Here is a 19540-nt window from a genome sequence, read left to right as displayed (position 1 = left end):
TTTTATAATAGGCCTTTTCATTTAGGCAGGGTTAAACACTACAACAAATATTCCGATTTTCCTCCAATCAACGGTAAATTCTATTAACTTTAACTAGCCTTTTTCTCCTGAATTTCTTAACATTATTTTCATGAAAAGCTTACAAACTATCATTTCATTAAATTGTGCACATCTCTTCATTGGCCATTTTAGGTGCCTATACACAAAAAAATCCCACCTTCCATACAGAAAGTGAGATTTTACGTTTAGTTCCGATTGTACTATTGTGTTATTTTACCAGAGTGACTTCTTCTCCCTGGTATATACGAAATGCTGGAACAATCGTGTCGGAAACAATTTCCTTTCCTTTTTCACGAATGAAGTCTAATTTATAATAGGCATCAAATCGCTGGCTTATCTCTGTCTTCACCAATTCTGGCGGTGTGACGACGATGAATTGAAACTTCAATTTTTCGGCAACGGCGAAGATCGGATCAAGAACATGTGCTGAGGCAGCTTGTCCGAATGGATTATCACAGACTAAAGGTACCCAGCTTTGATCGGTTTCACTTTTGACGGATAGTAACATCATCATCATGACCATTCGAGCAGATAACTTTTGTCCTCCACTGCCATCCGATTTCGTTTTAGAACCTTGATTAATCGTCTGCCAAGTTGAATAATGCTCTCTTTGCGGTTTACCGTACATAAACGCATTATCCGTCCTCATATTATAGACCAGCAGCTCTGGATATCGATTTCTTAATGAAACAAACAAAATTTGTTCATCACTAATCAATTGTTTGACCTCTTCGTCTAACGCTCGGTTATGATCGTCAATAAGATCAAACTGTTTGGTGATTTTGTTAATGGCCGCAACAAAGTGCTGCTTGAGCAGCGGTTCGATATCTTCGGGCTTTTTAGGTAAAATATCTTCTTTGAGCTGCACGAGTGGAAAGGAACCTCGTTCATTTTTCAACTTCATTTTCGCGACCATTGAACGAATAGCCTCTGCTATGCTCATTACTTTCATGCTGGCACGGCTGGCCCAGAAGTTTTGTGCCTTTTCTGCCCTTTCCTTATCACGTTCCAATTGCTCCAATCCGCTTTGTGAAAAACGTTTCATATTTTTAACAACGCTTTGGATATGTGTATAATGCCTGGTATCCATATGGTCAAGCGTGGTTAATACTTCATTTTTAAAACGAATCTCCCAATCCTTCCCCTCGATGGTGAGCTTTAAATTACGCAAGGATTGATCAATTTTCGCATGCTTCTCCTGTCCCTCTTCCTGTATGTTTTGATGTTCTTCACACCAGGATAAGATACAAGCTTTTCCTTGACTCTTAATTTTTTCTACGTCCTCATTCGTAAATACTCCCGCTTCTTCCTTTAAGATGACGGATAGTGTTAGAAGATCGCCTTCATAACCAGTAATATTATTCTCCGTTTCTTTTTTGCGTTTTTCAGCCTGTTTTACTTCCTCTTTCGTTAACTTGGTTTGGTCTTTTATTTCTACTTCTTTTATCTTTAAGTCAAGATTGGCCCATTCTTCAGGCTGTTTTTCATGCTTCTCTATCTTTTTGCCTGACTTTTCACGTTGTTCATTCGCATGCTTTAAGGACGTTTCCGCAACAGTAACAGACGTTCCTTGGTCCCGTTCATCTTTTTCCGCTGCCTTTGCTTCCTTTTGTGCAGTTTGCAGCATATTTTCTAAGATACTGATTGGTTCAGATGGTTCCGGAGAATCCTTCCAATCTTCATTATGAGTCGTAAGTTTCTTCTCTAATTTCTTTTGCTGCTTCTGTTCGGTTTCTTTTCTCGCTTGAAGTACAAGTAGTTCTCTAGCCTGTTCTTCCTTTGATTTTTGCAGCTGCTTTAGCTCCTCAATGCTTCCGTTAATCTCTTGAAGTAAATGCTGCGAAAGCTGCGGGACCTCTTCGCTTTGCTCACCTTTTTGATCAGGAGGAAAAATGGCTTCCTCAATAAAGAACGATATCTCCTTGATATTTTGTTCCGTTGTAAGCTTCCATTCGACAAACGTTTGATTCCACTGATTTTGCAAATCAACGATATTTTGATACTCTTTTCCTACTTCTTGCTGCTGATTAGTCAGGGCTTCCTTTTGTTTCTCTTTCTCAAGTTTGACCCGTTTATTTTCTTGGTGAAGTGATTTTTCTTGATCAAAAGCCGCTAATGTTTCTACATCCTTTGTCAGCTTTTCAATCTTGCTCTTTGTCTTTTCCAGCTGTTCTTTGATCCCAAGCTGTAATTCTTTTTCTTTCTCAACTTGTGTTTTAATTTCCTGTAATTTCGTTTTCTTCGTAAGTAGCGCGTTTTGTTCCTGATTCAGCGCTTTTTCGATTTCGCTAGAAAGTTCCCCCGATAAAAACCGATCGATTTCTTTTAAAATTCGACGTAACGAGGCTTCTGTTTTTTCAATTTCTAGAAGAGCCTCTTTCTTTTCTTCGATTTGTTTCGCAATCTTTATTTTCCAATTGGTGAATTGGTTTTTATTCGATAATAGCTCTTGCTCGGTTCCATTTATGATGACAAAAGATGGCTGGTGATGTTCTTTATTCATTTCCTCGCGCAAGAAAATCGGGACAGGACTTTTAAACATCCTGCTTGTTAGAACCTGCTGATTAATTTTCTGCCATTGCTGCCCGCTGACGACCAACCCGTATGGAAGGAGAGGATTTGACGATAGACAGTTCACCATTTCCTCTGTCCCTAATGATTGAAGAAATTGCGTTCCATAGAACACATCAATCCCAGTCTTTTCATCAATCCATTCCTTTAATTCTTTTACGTCTTTATTGGCAACCCAGAAAGGCTCATCGTTTAGGGAATGGTCGAGTTGTGTTTCCCAGAGCTCTTTTTTCATTTGTTCGGCTTGCTGACGGTTCTGGTTCACTGTTTCTTCTATTTTTAAGCTATACTTTGATAAAAGAGAATGAGTAAGCGGTGCTGTGACGTCATCTAAAATACCAAGCAGTCTATCGACAAGTTTCGCTTCTTTTTGCATTTGCACTTCATTTGCTTTGTTTAATTCATTACATTTTTCTTCAGAAAACTGAATGGATTGAAGCAGCGTCCCATGTGAAGCCGCAAGCTGATTTTGCAGTTCACTAGAATTCTTATCTTTTTCCTGCAGCTCTAGTACTCTAGCTTTTTTATCTTCGATTTGTTTTTGTAGACTATCCTTCAAGCCCTCATAGTCATAGCTTAAACGGTCACCAAATGTTTGAATGAGTGCATTTTCCTTAGACTCAAAATTATGCATTTGCGTATAAAGGAAATCAATTTCAGTACTAAGCTGGGCAATGTCTTTTGTCTTTTGTTTATCTTGCTGCGATAGTTCTGTTGCTTTTTTCTTTAAATACTTTTGATAGCCCCAGTATTGTTTCACACCATCTTGTATCGATTGGTAAGATTGCTCCCACTGCTTTCTAGCTTCTACTTTAATTTCAGCCATTCTTTGATTCACTTGCTCTAAGCCGCTATTTTGTTCCAATGTCGCAATCTGTTGTGATAGAGAGGTGATACTTTGCTCGTTTTCACTCCACTCTTTTAATAATGCCTGAAACACCAATTGTTCTTTTCGTTCCTGCTTCTCTTTGACAATCTCTTGTAAAGAAGAATGTTTTGCTCTTTCTTCTACTAATTTCTTTTCCCAATCCATGACCTCTCGGTGTGCTTTTGCAAACTCTAAATTATCTTTTTGGTAGCGAAGGTCCGCCTGCCTCACTATTAATTTCTCCATGTCTTTCTCTATAGCTAGCAAACTTTCCTCTTCCGACTGCTTCAAATGCAGCAGTGCACCAAGCAGCTTCCTGCCTGTCTGGATGCTTTCATGAACGATTTCTTTATGTTCTACTCCTTTAACTAAGTGCTCTTCAAATGGAACAATATCTTCTAAAAACTCTTTATGGGCTTGCTCTCTTTTTAAAAGAACTGGCAGGTCCTTCGCAATACTTGCCTGACTCTTGAAAATCTCCACAAGGTCATTTTTTTGATGCTCAGTTCGATGTAAGACTTGACTCACTGTAGGAATAATTCGCTTTTGGAACAGAGAATGATCATCCTCAGCACCTTCGAAGTATTTCCCAACGCCTCCCTCATCCTTATTAATATCCTTCATAATATCCCAATCTTTACGGTTAATTCCGTATGTATCAAGGATGCGATAATGCTTTTTGGTGTCTCGGTAAACATCATATCCGTTCCATTTTAGATAATCCTTCAAGCTTTCACTATCAGCAACTTCATCATTTTCAAAAAGAGGAATATGCTCTAGTGCTGCCTCTTCTTTCCGCTCAAATTCCCTCGTATAAAAGGTTATATTCGGGAGGATTTTTGCTTCCTGTTCCAAGGTCTTATTTTCATTTCCATTCTCTTCACTCATGGAAATCCGCTGTTCAGCTGAGAACATTCCACCTGTTATTAGATGGCGACGATCGGCACCGTCCAACTCCCACTGAATGAGAACATGAAAGGTATACGGAATAAATTGCTCTTTATTATTAAAAAAGAACTGCTGGTAATAACGATTGTTCTGCTTTCCCCATGGTGTTCCAGGCTTAAGGATTTGGAATATCGTTTGAAGGAACACTCCTTTTCCGCCGCCATTCATCATCGCAATGAGTCCATTGGTTGATGTCTCATCATTATGGAAATTAAACGTGGTATCTTTATATTGCTTTTGCATGCCATCATACTTCAGGTTGACAATTCTAATTCGATGGATTTTCGGCATGCTCATCCTCCTCCACAGTCATTAACTTTTTAAAAAGTTCATAACGATCGTAATCATGATACAAGTATTCAATCCGCTCAAAAAGCTCACTCTTAGGAATCACCTTTGCGATATCATCCCGATCAAGAATGACAATTAGACCCTCTGTCTCTAACAAGCGCATAGCCCCGGCAATTAAGCCGATTCGGGTTCGTCGATTTCCTTTTTTTATCCCAAAATCGTCACTATCGACCTCCATGTATTTCCATGTGGTCACAACTTCCTTCATATCAATTCGTTCTTCTTCCCCGAAGGTCGGTTGAGTTTTAAGAACGCTCTCCCATTTCATAATTAGATCATTTACTTGCCGTTCTAGCGCGTAGTAACTGATCCCTTCACGCTTCGTGCGTATTTTCGCTGCCTGATTTTGATCAATGGCTGCTAAAAAAGACATAATGACGATGCTAATGAGATGAAAGTGTTTCTTCGTTTCCACCTGCTTATGCTTATCCTTTAAATGGGTAAAATTCGTTGCAAAAACGGAGCCGGTTGGCTGAACCACTAAATGGATGCGTTTAGGTGCTTCAATGATATATGTACCGGATTCGTCTGCTAATAAAAGCACCGTCTGCCTTACTTCCGGATCAAAATAGGTCTGGAAGTGCTCACTATTCTCGTCGATCACTTTATCTTTTAATAGTGTGAAATAAACAGCTGATGCTCTCTTGATGGTTTCGGCATTCATCGCTTCTCCTCCTGTACACAGATTTTAAACGGGGTGATTTTCGTTCGATACCAATGGAAAGGCTCTGCTCGATGGTCGAATTGAGTAAAGACTTTTGAACCTTCAAACACTTGAAATTGCGGGTATTCCTTTATTAATTTATAAAGGAGAATTTCCCTCTCATCGCTTAACGTTTCTTCTTTACGATGCATGACTTGAACCTTCAACGGCTTTTTATCGAACATCATCCATAAATCAATACTTTCAGATTCTTCAAACCAAAGATCCTGTACTTCTAATGGAAGCTCTTTTAAATCCGTCAATGAAAATTCGCCGTTTGATTGTAAAAATTGAAAAACATAACTCCATGCCTTAATAACAGAATCCCAATTTGTCACTCGGAGAGTAGTAATACTTTCTTCTTCCTCCTCTTCCTCAACACTCTCAGTGATCTGTTTTTCATCAAATTCTTGTTCACCCCAAATCCAATCGAGGGGCAAAATAAATTCATTCTTCGGTGAAAACAATGGGCAAAGGACTTTTTCAATAACAGTAAAGTTTTGAACGCCTTCCTTCATGAACATATTTTCATAGTAATGTTCACGAAATGAAACCAGACTGTTTTCCCAAAACAGTGATGGGTTTTCCGCTTTTAATTTCATCTCATAGGAAATATTTTGAATCACTAACTTTGCAAAACGATCATGCAGCTGCCTAGTATGGCCAATTTTTTCTTGAAGAAGCATTAATTCTTTCTGAATCGAATCATCTTCTTCATTTCTGCGCTTCGTTTTATCAATCATACTCGTAATCGTCCGGAAGTGATTTTTCTCTTCTTCAAATTGCTTTTCAATCTCAACACGATTGTCTGCCCGCTGCCATTCTTCTTCAATCAATAGTATTTTGGGATTGTTGATCATTTCCTTTTGAAAGGAGAATTCATTTGCCATTAAGCGGTTTACGCGTGAAATGAGGTGATCGAGGTTTCGAGTGGCTTTTCGAAAATTACCGTTCTTAATCAGCTGTATACTATACAGTTGTTCAATGGTGATGGAGAATTCCTCGGCCATTTCCCTGCTCATAAAAATCATTTCCTGCGCGACATCTGTGAGTTTATATACAATGGATCCGCCCATCTCTAAATTCGTATATAATTCATCCATCGTGACGTATCGGAAAACCTGCGTCTCCCAGGACTGTTTGATTTCATCGTAATATAAAGCCTCAAAGGGTTTGCTGTACTCTTCCTTCCCTTGATACAGAAGACCACTTGTAATTCGTTCAATTTGCTTATCGTCTGCTAGAAGCTTCATTTGTTTAATAGCATCTTCAACCATATATTTGATATCTGATTTCCGTCTGTGATCATCATCATTTAATTCTCGATAAAAGATGGTGAGGAGTACCTGCATGAGAATCGTCTGGATATGAGGCTTCAACTCACCTACTTCCATTCCTCTCCCGAGCTCAAACAGTGGATTTAATCGTTGCATACGCTGGGCAAAACCTTCCCATGATTCGTTCACTGCCATCCCCTCCATGTTTCAATCGTTAAGACTTCTTGCGGAATCCGTTTATTTTCCTGCCATAATTGATGTAACTGGTTTTGTTCTTCTTCCGTAAACCATTGAAAGAATGAATCACGGTATTTGAGATTTTGTGTTTGACCTGGCTTTTGATCATTTCTTTGATTTATGCACTCTAGCATTTTTCGATAGATTTTTAATGCAGGCTGTATGCAGCAATCACGGTATTTTTCAATGAGCCGACTAATAATCCCATACCCCGCTGCATCCAGATCTCCTGCGTAATAGAAAAGATAATTGCCCGGTGGAAACATTCGGAAGAAAAAGGAGAAGCTCCGTTCAATTTTCGTTCCTTCACCATAAATGATCAGTTCTGGCTCATAATCAAGAAGATTTGCTTCTAGTAATTTAACGGAAGTGTGAAAGAATGATAAATTCTCCACAATCAATACCCGCTGAATATCTTTTATTTCTTTTCCTTGTTTCAGCCAAAAGACAAACGGCTCGCCGTAGTTCACTATTTTCAGCTGCTCTTCTGGTACTCCAATTCTAGCTAAAAACCCCTTACCCTCTGGAAAGCTATCACCATCAAGTAAGAATTTTTCATGACCAAAAAGCTCTAGGCTTCTTTCCTCAACAGATACAATTTCTCGTTCCTGGCTAGTTTGCAGAAAGGTATAGACATTCTGAATGCGATCCCATTCGTCTTGCGTCTGCCACTCAGGATGCCTTTCATAGTAGGAAAAATCAAACTGATCACTTAATTTCATCATCGCGAGACGATCCCATTTGTTTTCCTGGATTTTTATATTAACCCAGTAAAATAGCGCAAGCGCTGGAGTTCTTCCATTATATTGATTATTTAGAATCGGGATAAGCTGTCCCTCAGCTTCCAATGTTTGAATGGCATGGTAAAACAAAGAATAACCGTCCATTTCAAAATAATCATCCAAAAGCTTCCGCAGCTGAATCTCTAAATCGTTAATATTTATCTTCTTCTTTTGTTTAGGGTGTTGAATATCAGCAATAAAACCTCTAACCCTTGTTTCAATGATGTCTATCTTACTCACCTACTTAAATCTTCTTAGAGTCATAGGAAGAATCCTATTAACCATTTTGGACATCCTTTTATTATAAACTAGTAACGGAATTGTTTCTAGACGAACCTAGAGGACGGTTCTCATGGCCCAAACATGGCCAGGAGAACCGTCCCCTAGGTGTTGTATTTAAGTAAAAGTATCCATTACAGACCTTACTTTAACTGCACTTAATTTAAATCCTGGCATTTTACATATCGGATCCAGTTCTTTTGAAACTAATAGATTCACATTTTGCGAGTCTGCCCAATGAAAAGGAACAAATATGGTATCTTGACGGATGGTTTCACACCATTTACTCCTGACTACAATACTACCTCTTTTGGATTCAATCCTTACTAATGAACGATCTTCAATACCGTATTTTCTAGCAGCAGCCGGGTGAATCTCTACAAAGGATTCTACATCTCTAGCTGCCAAAGCGGGACTCTTTCTCGTTTGCACTCCTGTTAAATAGTGCGACATCACTCTACCTGTTGTTAAATAGAGGGGATACTCCTCACTCAGCTGTTCCTTAGCCAGGTCAGGACGGTTTGGGACTACAACCATCTCCGCCCTGCCATCAGGATGGGAAAATGAGGTTTCAAACAAACGTTTTGTCCCTTTATGCTCAAGGTCAGAACACGGCCAAAGGATGCCTCCTTCCTTCCGCAGACGATGATAGGTAATGCCATAATAATCCGCTTTTCCTCCACGGCTGGCCACCCGTAATTCATTAAAGATTTCTTCCGCAGACGAATAGTTAAAGTATTCTCCTTTTCCAAGAACATGAGCTACCTCGCAAATAATTTGCCAATCATGTTTCACTTCTCCCGGACAAGGATAAGTCGCTTCCCTTAATGTTACCCGTCCTTCCAGATTTGTCATCGTTCCTTCGTCTTCTAAATAAGAGGATGCTGGTAAAATGACATCTGCTAATCTTGCAGTCTCTGACACAAACAGATCCACCGCAACTAAAAACTTTAACTTTTTTAATGCTTTTTTTACAAATTGTGCGTTCGGATTGGAAACAACCGGGTTCGAGCACATTAAAAACATGCCTGTAATCTCACCGTGATCGATTTTTTCCATGATTTCATACGCGGAAACACCTTTTCTAGGTATTTCTTCTTTTTCCACACCCCAAACGCTGGCAATGTAAGTACGGTGTTCCTCATTTTCAATCGACCGATAACCTGGCAATTGGTCTGCTTTTTGTCCGTGTTCCCTTGCACCCTGACCATTTCCCTGTCCTGTAATCGCTCCATAACCACAATTCTGCTTGCCAATTTTTCCGGTAGAAATAAGAATATTCAGGAAATTACGAACGGCAATCGAACCGTCCGTATGCTGTTCCACCCCTCTTGCAGTAAAAACCATTCCCGTTTCTTCTTTTCCAAACTTACGAGCTGCTTTTTGAATTTGCTCTTTTGGAACACCTGTTATTTCTTCAATTTCTTTTAAATTCGTAGATAATAGATGTTGTCGGACTTCCTCAAACCCTTTGACCCGTTCATTAATAAATGTATGATCAATATAATTTTCATCTATTATCACCTTTAATAACCCGTTGGCTAAAGCCGCATCTGTTCCAGGTTTAATTTTTAAGTGCAGATTCGCTATTTTCGTTGTTGCTGTTTCGCGTGGATCAATCGCAATAATATAAGCACCATTTTCCCTTGCCTTCTCAAAATAAGGCATGATTGTAGGCTGACATTCTGCGATATTCGTCCCCGCAAGAATCATGCATCGAGTAAATGGAATTTCGTGGAGGCTATTTGTAAATCCTCTGTCCACACCAAACGTTTGAGAGGCTGCAGATGCTGCCGCTGACATGCATAATCGACCATTATAATCAATATATCTCGTTTTCAAGGCAACCCGGGCAAATTTTCCAAGTAAATAAGCTTCTTCATTTGTGATGGACGCACTCCCATAAACAGCTAAGGCATTCAACCCATCTTCTTCTTGAATGGTAGTAAAATTTTTTTTGATATGTTCCAATGCTTCTTCCCAGCTAACGCGGACAAATTCTCCATTTCTTTTAAGCAATGGATATTTCAACCGTTCGTTATGAAAACTATGTTGATGGGCATTCATTCCCTTCATACACAAGCGACCCTCAGATGTAGGGTTATTTCTTCCAATCGTTACGTATTTTTTTCTGGTCACAATAGACTGTTCTAGCAGCTGCATTTTACATTGCATACTGCAAAATGGACATTGTGTATCATATCTTTTTTCTGACTTCACTTCCTGCTGCTTTGAGCGGAAATACTTCAATAACAATTCCGTCAAAAGTCACTCCCCCTTTTTGGGTATTTTATAATGAATTTGTCAAAAGAAGCTTTTCTCTACTAAATTCCTGCGTAAAGCAATCTCCTCTGCCAAATGCTTGAGCAGCTGCTGGCGAAGTTCATCATCAAATAAAACTTCCCTTACATGAACCAATCCGACTCTTTCTACCCACTCCCACGTGCGCTCCAGATAATTAGCTGTCTCACGATAATATTCAACAAAACCATTGATTAACTCAATCGTTTCCTCAGTGGTTGCAGCAACACATAATAACTCACCTGACCGAACATGCCTCCCGCTGCTTCCACCGATATAAATCTCCCAACCTCGGTCAACCCCAATGACGCCAACATCTTTTGTGGTAGATCCCGCTCCGTTATGCAGGCAAGAGGATATTCCCATCTTGACCCGGTAAGGGGTGGTGAGAAATTCGAATTGCTTTTCGAGGCTTACTGCGAGCTCAATAGAAGGTTTTTTATCACATGAACAAATATGTTCACCAATACTTGTTTTAATGTTTTGGACACCATTAGCTTGCGGCGAACTCAAGGGCATGTTCAATTCTGCCCATATAGCGGACAACTGTTCTTTTTTTACACCAAGTAAATGAATTCTTTGGTCACTCGTAATTGCCACATCGTTAATATGATATTTTTCAGCTACTTGAGCAATTTTTCTTAATTGCTCTGGATTAGTGATACCACCATACATTTGCGGGATAAGGGTATAGGTCCCATCGGATTGGATCACTGCATTCATTCTTTCGTTTATAAAAAGAGCTTGTTGTTTACTCTCATATTCTGGATTAATCATTCCTAAATAATAGTTAATCGCGGGACGGCAAATAGAACAGCCTTCACTAGTTTTCCAATTTAAGACTTCCATGACTTCCTGTACAGATGTTAATCCTTGCCACTGCATCTCCTGAACCACTTCATCATCATTTAATGTGGTACAAGAACACAGACATGACTTTTCTTCTATAGGTTCTTCAACATCATGATTCTGTACATATGACAACAAGTCAGCCACGAGTGGTTTACATCCTCCGCAGGAGCTTGAAGCTTTCGTGCATTTTTTGATCTCTTCAACAGTTGTTAATCCTCCTTGTTGAATAGCCTCATGAATAGTTCCTTTCGTCACACTATTACAATTGCAAATGATTTTACTGGCAGGAATAGATGCAATAGAAAATCCACCGTCCTTCGCCTGTGGAAAGAGTGAAACCTTTTCTAAATCGGACACATCCTGATGTTTGAGAATCATGTCCAGCAGCTTGGTTCGTTCCTTTGTTTCACCGTACAAGACTGCACCAATAATCTTATGATCTTGAAAAACTACTTTTTTATAAACTCTCTCAACCTCATCAAAAATCTTTATAGATTGGTTTGAAGAATCCTTATCATGAATTTTTCCTACTGAAAACAGATCTACACCTGAAATTTTCAGTTGGGTGGAAAGAACACTTCCTTCGTACCCTTGACCCTCTATACCACAAATCCGTTTTGCTAATGCTTTACCCTGTTCATAAAGAGGCTGTACCAAGCCATATATCATTCCTCGATGCTCTACACATTCTCCTACAGCGTAAATGTTTGGTACACTAGTCTCCATATAATCATTTACTAGAATTGCTCGGTTTGTTTCAATTCCAGTTTTTTTTGCGAGTTGAACATTCGGTCTGACACCTGCAGCCATTACAACCAAATCAGCTTCAACTTCTGTCCCATCTTTAAAAAAGACACCTTCCGCACATATACCTCCAACTATTTCCTTCGTCTCTTTTTCCAATAGGAACTTCATTCCTTGACCTTCTAATTCTTTTTGAAGGATTCTTGCAGCTGTTTCATCTAACTGCCTCTCCATTAAATAACTGCCAATATGAACGACATACACGGTCATTCCGAGATTAAGAAGACCCTTTGCTGCTTCTAATCCCAACACCCCTCCACCTATGACCACTGCTTTTTTATTTTTTTTAGACAACTCTATCATTTTCTGACAATCTTCAATTGTTCTGAATGTAACGACTCCCTGTTTATCGGCACCTGGAATCGGAAGAGAAAACGGAACGGAGCCAGTAGCGATAATCAGTTGATCATAAGAAACGATTCGGTGATGATCCGTTTTGACAACCTGTGTATGCTTATCAATTTCGATTACTGTTTCTCCAGTGTACAAATGAATATGATGACGCTCATACCATTCGCGGTCTTGCAGCGTAATATCTCCAAAAGAAGTGCTCCCCTGTAAAATGGAGGATAAAAGAATACGATTATAATTTACATGGGGTTCACTTCCAAAAATAGTAATCTCAAAACCTGTAGGATCCAGCTTCAAAATTTCCTCTAAACAGCGGACACCAGCCATGCCATTTCCCACTAATACCAGCTTTTTTTTACCCATTCTAAACCTCCAGCTGTTATTTCATCTCACATCAAACTTAATGCCATCAATTATCACATAAAGTCAAAATAAAAAAATGAATCACGTTATATTTCCTTACATACTAGTTTTCTCTTAGCTAAAAAAATAAAGAATTTTGTGTTGAGATTTGATTTTTTTAATGTGCAATAAACCTTGTAATTATACAGATATTTCATGGGAGAAAAAAATACATGTGTTAGGTTTCTTCACAGCAATTGAGACAAATCACTAATCACAGACTATTCTTAAAACTATAAAAATTAGGAGGTATGCAAAATATGAAAAATAATATTGGATTGGTTTCATTCATCTTTTTATTAGTTAAAGTCTTATTTTCGAAAGGAACGAAAAATATCGGGTGGTAGCTTCTGATAGATAAAACAAGATTACTTGAGAGGAGTAGACAGGATGAAACTAGCAGATTTGAAAAAAGCGGGCCATGCACCATCATTGGTCGCCTCATTTCTTTACTTTGATATCAGTTTTATGATTTGGGTTATATTGGGGGCATTGGGGGTTTATATCACAAACGATTTCAATCTTTCTCCTTCAGAGAGAGGTTTAATCGTTGCTGTTCCCATCTTAAGCGGATCTTTTTTTCGTCTGATTCTTGGTTTCTTAACAGATCGAATGGGTCCTAAAAAAACAGCTATCAGTGGGATGACTGTGACAATCATTCCACTCCTATGGGGATGGTTATTCGGTCAAACACTTACTGAACTTTTCCTGATTGGAATTCTTCTTGGAGTAGCAGGAGCAAGTTTTGCAGCGGCCATACCAATGGCGAGCCGGTGGTACCCGCCGCATTTACAGGGATTGGCCATGGGTATTGCAGGTGCGGGCAACAGCGGGACGCTATTGGCTACTTTATTCGGACCACGTTTGGCTGAAACTATAGGCTGGCATAATGTAATGGGGCTTGCTCTTATTCCTCTTCTCATTGTTATGGTTTTATATGTTGTAATAGCCAAAGATGCCCCATCACAGCCGAAAGCAAAACCGCTCAAAGAATACCTTCAGGTTTTTAAACAAAAAGACACCTTATATTTCTGCCTTCTGTATAGTGTTACCTTTGGTGGCTTTGTCGGACTATCCAGCTTTTTAAGCATCTTTTTTGTAGATCAATATCAGTTAACAAAGGTGCGTGCTGGCGATTTCGTTACCTTATGTGTCGCAGCTGGAAGTTTTTTCCGACCAGTCGGCGGATACATTGCAGATAAAATCGGCGGGGTCCGATTGTTAACTTTCTTATTTATTGGAGTCGGAATCACCATGTTCAGCATAAGCCTGCTCCCAGCCCTCCCGATTGCGGTTGTAGTATTGTTTCTTGGAATGCTTTGTCTTGGAATGGGAAATGGAGCGGTATTCCAATTGGTTCCTCAGCGATTCCAAGAGGAAATTGGTGTGATAACAGGAATTGTAGGAGCTGCTGGCGGCGTGGGAGGATTCTTTGTTCCTAACATCCTAGGGTCACTTAAACAAATGACAGGAACATATGCTACCGGATTTTACATTTTGGCCGGGGTAGGATTATGTGCCCTTTTTGTCTTAGTAATCGCACAATTATCATGGAGGAAAACCATGGAGTCAAATCGTGCGTCCATTTAATTTCTTTGTTTTTAAGCACAGAAAATCCCCCATTTGGTTAAGTTAATTCATTTACCAAAATTGGGGGATCTTTTTTTTTCATAAATTTATAACGGCATAGGCTGCCCATTATAGGAGATAAAAACATTTTTACTTTCAATCACTTGTTTTCTTTCTATTATATCGAATATTCCATTGGCAGTATCAATCGGGTCACCTGGTGCACGGTCTCCGCCCATATCGGTCTTGATCCACCCCGGATGAATGGAGTAAACATTAACATTATTACCTTTTACATATTGACTTAATTGCTGTGAGAACATGTTCAATGCTGTTTTTGAAGCTGCATAGGCATAGTCGCCGTCATAAGCATTGGTAATACTTCCTGCTTCAGAAGAAATATTAATGATTGATGATTTGTCACCCATCAGTAAAAGAGGAAGGAAATGTTTTACTACCCTCATAGGGCCAAAAAGATTCACATCGAATGATACTTTTACTTGGTCAATATCCAAATCCTCAATCTGTTTATCACGTTCTAATAATATCCCTGCATTATTAATGATGGCATCAATCGTCCCAAAGTTTTCCTTTACTGACCTAGCGGCCAAAGAGACTGATTCTTCCTTTATAACATCTAAAGGCAGCAGTGTAATTGATTTATTAATTTCCGATTGTGTTAAAATTTCTTTACTCTTCTCGAGGCCTCGTACTCCAGCTAGAATATGATGGCCTCTTTCTGCCCCAACCTGTGATAAAGCTAAACCTAGGCCTCTATTTGCTCCCGTGATCAAAATCCGCATCCTTTTATTCCACCTTTATATTGAACTAACACGTTAAACTATTTTAAACTTCCTTTTAGCTATCGTTTTCCAATAGTTCCAATATTATTTTAAGGTCTTTGAATGTGTCAATGTATGCGTACCTTCCACCGGTGTACTCACCCTTTTGCAGCAATGGCATTTGATTTCTTCCCATCAGCTCCATTTTTTCATTCATTCCTTTGACGAAAAAAGCAATATGGTGAGGACCTTCGCCATGCTCATCAAGATGCTTTCTCCATGTACTTGGGTAATGATCCGGTTCAATTAATTCTAATTGAAGAGAGCCCATATCAAAAAATGCTAGTTTTGCCCGCGCCTCTGTTGGATTACCTTCAAACTCAGTTTGTGCTCTTTCCAATTGATCAGTTAGACTCCATTCTGGTTTATCTATACAAAAGAAATCGGCATAAGCTTGGCTGGTTGTTTCAATATCATTCACAAGTATCCCTATTTGAGCAATCACATTTGTTCCTAAAGCGTTTTTTTCATCCATTAGATGAGTCCCCCCTAATTATTCACAATCACGATAGGCAAAATAGGATTTTTCTGTTTAGCCGTTTTTGATCACCCTTTTACTCCGCCAAGGGTTAAACCTTTCACAAAATATTTTTGCAGGAATGGATAAACCATAATAATCGGCAAACTTGCGACAATGGTCATAGTTGCCCTGATGGATGTAGGTGAAACCATATTTGCACTAGCATTTGCGTTTGCAAAAGCATCCGCAGCTGTTTTACCAGACATAGATGCATTAGAATTCTGTAATATCTTCATCAACTCATATTGCAGGGTACTTAAGTTTGGAGTGGAAGAATTGTACAGGAATACATCAAACCAGGAATTCCATTGAAATACCGCCACAAATAGTGATACTGTAGCTAATACTGGCAAGGACAATGGAAGAACAATTTTAAGAAATATAGTAAAGTCACCTGCTCCATCTATCTTCGCAGATTCAAACAAACTATCTGGGATTCCTTCAATAAAGGAACGAATAACGATTAAGTTAAAAACTCCGATAATTCCAGGAATAATATAAACCCAAAAACTATCTAATAAATTTAACTCCCTGACTAGTAAGTAATTCGGTATAAGTCCTCCATTAAAATACATGGTTAATACAAAGGCAATGGTTACAAACTTCTTTAATACGAAATCCTTCCTGCTAATGGTGTAAGCAACCATGGCAGTACCCAACACGGATGTTAGTGTACCAATTAATGTTCTTAAAACTGAAATAAAGAAGGAATTTACGATACTCGCTTCACCAAAAACATGTTTATAATTTGCCCAGGTAAATTCTCTCGGCCAAAGGTAAATACCGCCTTTTAAGGAGTCACTTGCCTCGTTTAATGATACGGCCAACTGATTAAGAAATGGATATAGCATGACGATACAAAGGAATGTCAAAAATGAATAGTTAAATATATCAAATAGATAATCGCCTACCCCTGAATGATGTCGAGTTGCTTTAAAAAACGGTTTCTTATTCATAATATCCCTCCCTAGAAAAGCCTTGGCTGATCAAACTTTTTGGCAATATGGTTAGCTGAAAATAAGAAGATAAAACTCACAACTGTTTTAAAAATCCCTGCTGCGGTGGCAAGCGAGAAGTTCCCCATTGCCATACCGTACTTTAATACATAGATATCAAGGTTTTCAGAGTAGGATAGGTTCATTGGATTTCCTAATAAGTACTGCGCTTCAAAGCCAGATTCTAATACATAACCCAAGTTCATAATAATTAAAATGATAATCGTAGGTTTCAAAGATGGAAGTGTGATATGTCTAATCCTTTGCAATCTTGATGCGCCATCAATATCGGCAGCTTCATATTGCTCAGGGTCAATCATCGTGATGGCCGCTAGATAAATAATCGTATTCCAGCCGACATTTTTCCAAACCTCCGCTAAACCGTTGATTACCCAAAACCATTTTTCTTTTCCCAGCCATAGTATTGGTTCATCTACAATACCCAAATTCACCAAAACAATATTGATAATCCCGTTCTCAAGTGAGAGGCTGTAAGAGACAATACTCGCTGCAACAACCCATGAAATAAAATGAGGCAGATAGCTAATTGTTTGTACCGACTTCTTAAATCTTAAATTCCTAATTTCATTAATAAGAAGGGCGAGACCAATAGCTGTAACAAAACCTAAAACTAGGTTAATAGAGCTCATACCGACTGTATTTCTAAGTACCCGCCAAAAGTTCTCGTCCGTGAATAAAAACTTAAAATGCTCCATTCCAATCCATTCTTGATCCATTATGCTTCTAGCTGGTTTGAAATCCTGAAAGGCAATCGTCCAACCCCAAAGTGGAACATATTTAAAGATAAATAACCAGACTAGGAACGGAAGGCTCATGGCTAAAAGTACTTTTTGTGACTTCAACTTAGCGAAGAATGTTTTATTCCTCTTTTTAGAAACAGTTACTGTAGGTTTTATTACTTCCTTTGACGCTCCAGTTCCGACCTCCATACTTGCCCCTCCTTTTTGTAAATCTATGTATACTAAAATCATAAGCTACTCCCTTATTAATGACCCTTTTAAAGGGAGTGGCTTATGACTTCAGTATGCAGAAAATTATTAATAGCAGAAGGCCGATATAGCCAATTGGGCGATATCGGCCTTCGTTTGTTTATTCTATTAAACTATTTATTTTCTTCAGCAGCCTTAATGCGGTCTTCTACTACTTTATCCATTAAATCTTCTAAAGACTTTGCATCAAGTTTGTTAAATTCTTTGATATACTCGTCCCAAACCTTGTCAAAGTCACCAGGCTTAGCTAGAACTAATTTAGGGAAGAATTCTTTCGTTAAGTCTGTCTTTCTTTGTCCAAAGATTTGAGGATCTGAGCCCTGTTCAATAACAGCACTCCATGTTGGATACCATGGACGATCATCTGGATCTGCAAATAAATCAGAGAATACTTCAGCATCGTATGCCTTTAGAATAGCCTTATCACCATCGGTGTAAGATACTTGAGCAACTTCCGGCTGCTTACCTGGAACCCAAGCATTTCCATCACTATAAAGCATGTCACCCATTGGCCAGTAATACTCAAAAGTGTTTAATCCAGATTCATCACGGTACTTTTCATCACTAGTTTTCGCAAACTGCTCTTCAGTTTGATAGAATCTGCCTTTGTCATCCACGCTATACGTTTCGTCTTTGATACCCCAGAACATTAACTTTTGATTTTCCTCTTTCACCATATTGTCAAAATACTTAATAATACGGACAGGATCTTTAGCACTGACTGTGATACCTACTCCACGGTTATTAATGAATGCAGGCGGATCAATATATTGATCTTTTTGTCCATCAAATGTGATTGGAAGCGGCATATAACGTAAATCATCATTTCCAGCGACCTTTAGGTTATCCAATGATTGTTGAACCTGCCAGCCGTAATCAAAGAATCCTAAAACGCGGCCAGAAGCTAATTTAGCAAGATATTCATCATAGTTCGCTACAAATGCTTCTTTATCAAAAAGGCCTTTACTATTTAGCTCGTTTAACTCTTTAAAATAACGTTTTGTAATATCGTTATCTGCATAAACGTCGGTTTTGTGTGTCTTCATATCTACAATAACTTCACCATCATTTGGGTAGCCAGCTAGATGGTTAGGGACGTTTGAAAGTGCGAAGAAGCGCCAATCATAAGTTAAAGCTGTAAATCCAATAGTAGAGGCTCCGTTAACTTCCGGATGTTTTTTCTGATAGTCTTCAATTAATGCTAAATACTCATCAAGTGTCTTGATCTTAGGATAACCAGCTTCTCTTAATACTCCACGCTGAATCCAGAATGCACCTTGTGTAATATTAGGGTCTTTAATAAAGCCTTGCTTTGCAGCAAATGGAATAAAGTTAATTTTGCCGTCCTTATCTTTCATTTGATTTAGGAATGGCCCATATAACTTTTTAATATTAGGGGCATGCTCATCGATTAATTCAGTCAAATCAATAAATGCACCTGCGTCTAATACTTTATCAATCGCGATATCTGGAACTAGAACATCGGGATACTTCCCACTAGCAATCATCGTTCCAATCTTTGTATTGATGTCACCTACTAAATACTCAGTTTTAAAATTCACGCCTGTTTGGTCTTCAAAAATTTTCCCAATCTTTGTTTCATTTGTGTTTAAGTCTTTTCCTGGGGAAGCAGCATTAAAATACGTAAATGTTACCTTGTCTTTGGAATCACCATCCGATGATTTCCCGCTTGTACTATCGTCTTTTGTACAGCCGACGATGGCGATTAACATCATCACCATCAAAAGAACGGATAAGGACTTTTTAATCATTTTTTCAACCCCCTTAATATGTTTGAATGCACCTTCATTATACGTT

General features: G+C 38.8%; 12 protein-coding genes. 1 reads left to right on the top strand and 11 read right to left on the bottom strand.

The features are described 5' to 3' along the window. Positions 1-268 precede the first annotated feature (268 nt). The 6 genes from H0184_RS14190 to nirB form a co-directional block, all read right to left on the bottom strand. Positions 269-4738 (bottom strand): hypothetical protein, encoded by a 4470-nt coding sequence (locus tag H0184_RS14190; RefSeq protein ID WP_221826365.1) that lies wholly within the window; start codon positions 4736-4738, stop codon positions 269-271. Continuing rightward, on the bottom strand, positions 4716-5462 hold the full coding sequence (locus H0184_RS14185; protein ID WP_221826363.1) for a DUF6063 family protein: 747 nt from the start codon (positions 5460-5462) through the stop codon (positions 4716-4718). The genes H0184_RS14190 and H0184_RS14185 overlap by 23 nt, the downstream gene beginning before the upstream one ends. Beyond that, complete coding sequence (locus tag H0184_RS14180) at positions 5459-6973, bottom strand: hypothetical protein (protein ID WP_260631573.1); 1515 nt, start codon at positions 6971-6973, stop codon at positions 5459-5461. The genes H0184_RS14185 and H0184_RS14180 overlap by 4 nt, the downstream gene beginning before the upstream one ends. Further along, complete coding sequence (locus tag H0184_RS14175; RefSeq protein WP_313771766.1) at positions 6964-8037, bottom strand: Wadjet anti-phage system protein JetD domain-containing protein; 1074 nt, start codon at positions 8035-8037, stop codon at positions 6964-6966. The genes H0184_RS14180 and H0184_RS14175 overlap by 10 nt, the downstream gene beginning before the upstream one ends. Before the next feature lie 156 nt (positions 8038-8193). After that, a complete protein-coding gene (gene nasC, locus H0184_RS14170; protein WP_221826360.1) occupies positions 8194-10341 on the bottom strand; it encodes an assimilatory nitrate reductase catalytic subunit NasC in 2148 nt (715 codons plus the stop codon). Between the two features lie 39 nt (positions 10342-10380). Further along, positions 10381-12747: a nitrite reductase large subunit NirB gene (gene nirB / locus H0184_RS14165; RefSeq protein ID WP_221826357.1), complete on the bottom strand. Its 2367-nt coding sequence runs from the start codon at positions 12745-12747 to the stop codon at positions 10381-10383. Between the two features lie 429 nt (positions 12748-13176). Here nirB and H0184_RS14160 point away from each other — a divergent pair, with 429 nt between their 5' ends. Next, positions 13177-14376 (top strand): nitrate/nitrite transporter, encoded by a 1200-nt coding sequence (locus H0184_RS14160; RefSeq protein ID WP_221826355.1) that lies wholly within the window; start codon positions 13177-13179, stop codon positions 14374-14376. Between the two features lie 86 nt (positions 14377-14462). On the opposite strand, the gene H0184_RS14155 is transcribed toward H0184_RS14160, so the two are convergent. From H0184_RS14155 to H0184_RS14135, 5 genes are all read right to left on the bottom strand, one after another. Then, a complete protein-coding gene (locus H0184_RS14155; RefSeq protein ID WP_221826353.1) occupies positions 14463-15158 on the bottom strand; it encodes an SDR family oxidoreductase in 696 nt (231 codons plus the stop codon). A gap of 55 nt (positions 15159-15213) precedes the next feature. Then, on the bottom strand, positions 15214-15672 hold the full coding sequence (locus H0184_RS14150) for a VOC family protein (RefSeq protein ID WP_221826347.1): 459 nt from the start codon (positions 15670-15672) through the stop codon (positions 15214-15216). 71 nt (positions 15673-15743) lie between these two features. Next, positions 15744-16673, bottom strand: coding sequence for a carbohydrate ABC transporter permease (locus H0184_RS14145; protein WP_221826340.1), 930 nt, complete (start codon positions 16671-16673; stop codon positions 15744-15746). An 11-nt stretch (positions 16674-16684) separates the two neighbouring features. Continuing rightward, entirely contained in the window at positions 16685-17548 is an 864-nt protein-coding gene (locus H0184_RS14140) for an ABC transporter permease (RefSeq protein WP_260631614.1), read from the bottom strand. A gap of 287 nt (positions 17549-17835) precedes the next feature. Further along, positions 17836-19494, bottom strand: coding sequence for an ABC transporter substrate-binding protein (locus H0184_RS14135; RefSeq protein ID WP_221826336.1), 1659 nt, complete (start codon positions 19492-19494; stop codon positions 17836-17838). Positions 19495-19540: the final 46 nt, after the last annotated feature.

It is taken from the genome of Neobacillus niacini, assembly GCF_019749295.1.
GTDB classification, from domain to species: Bacteria; Bacillota; Bacilli; order Bacillales; family Cytobacillaceae; genus Neobacillus; species Neobacillus niacini_D.
The sequence above is the reverse complement of the archived record's forward strand: the minus strand, read 5'-3'. Positions and strand labels throughout refer to the sequence as shown.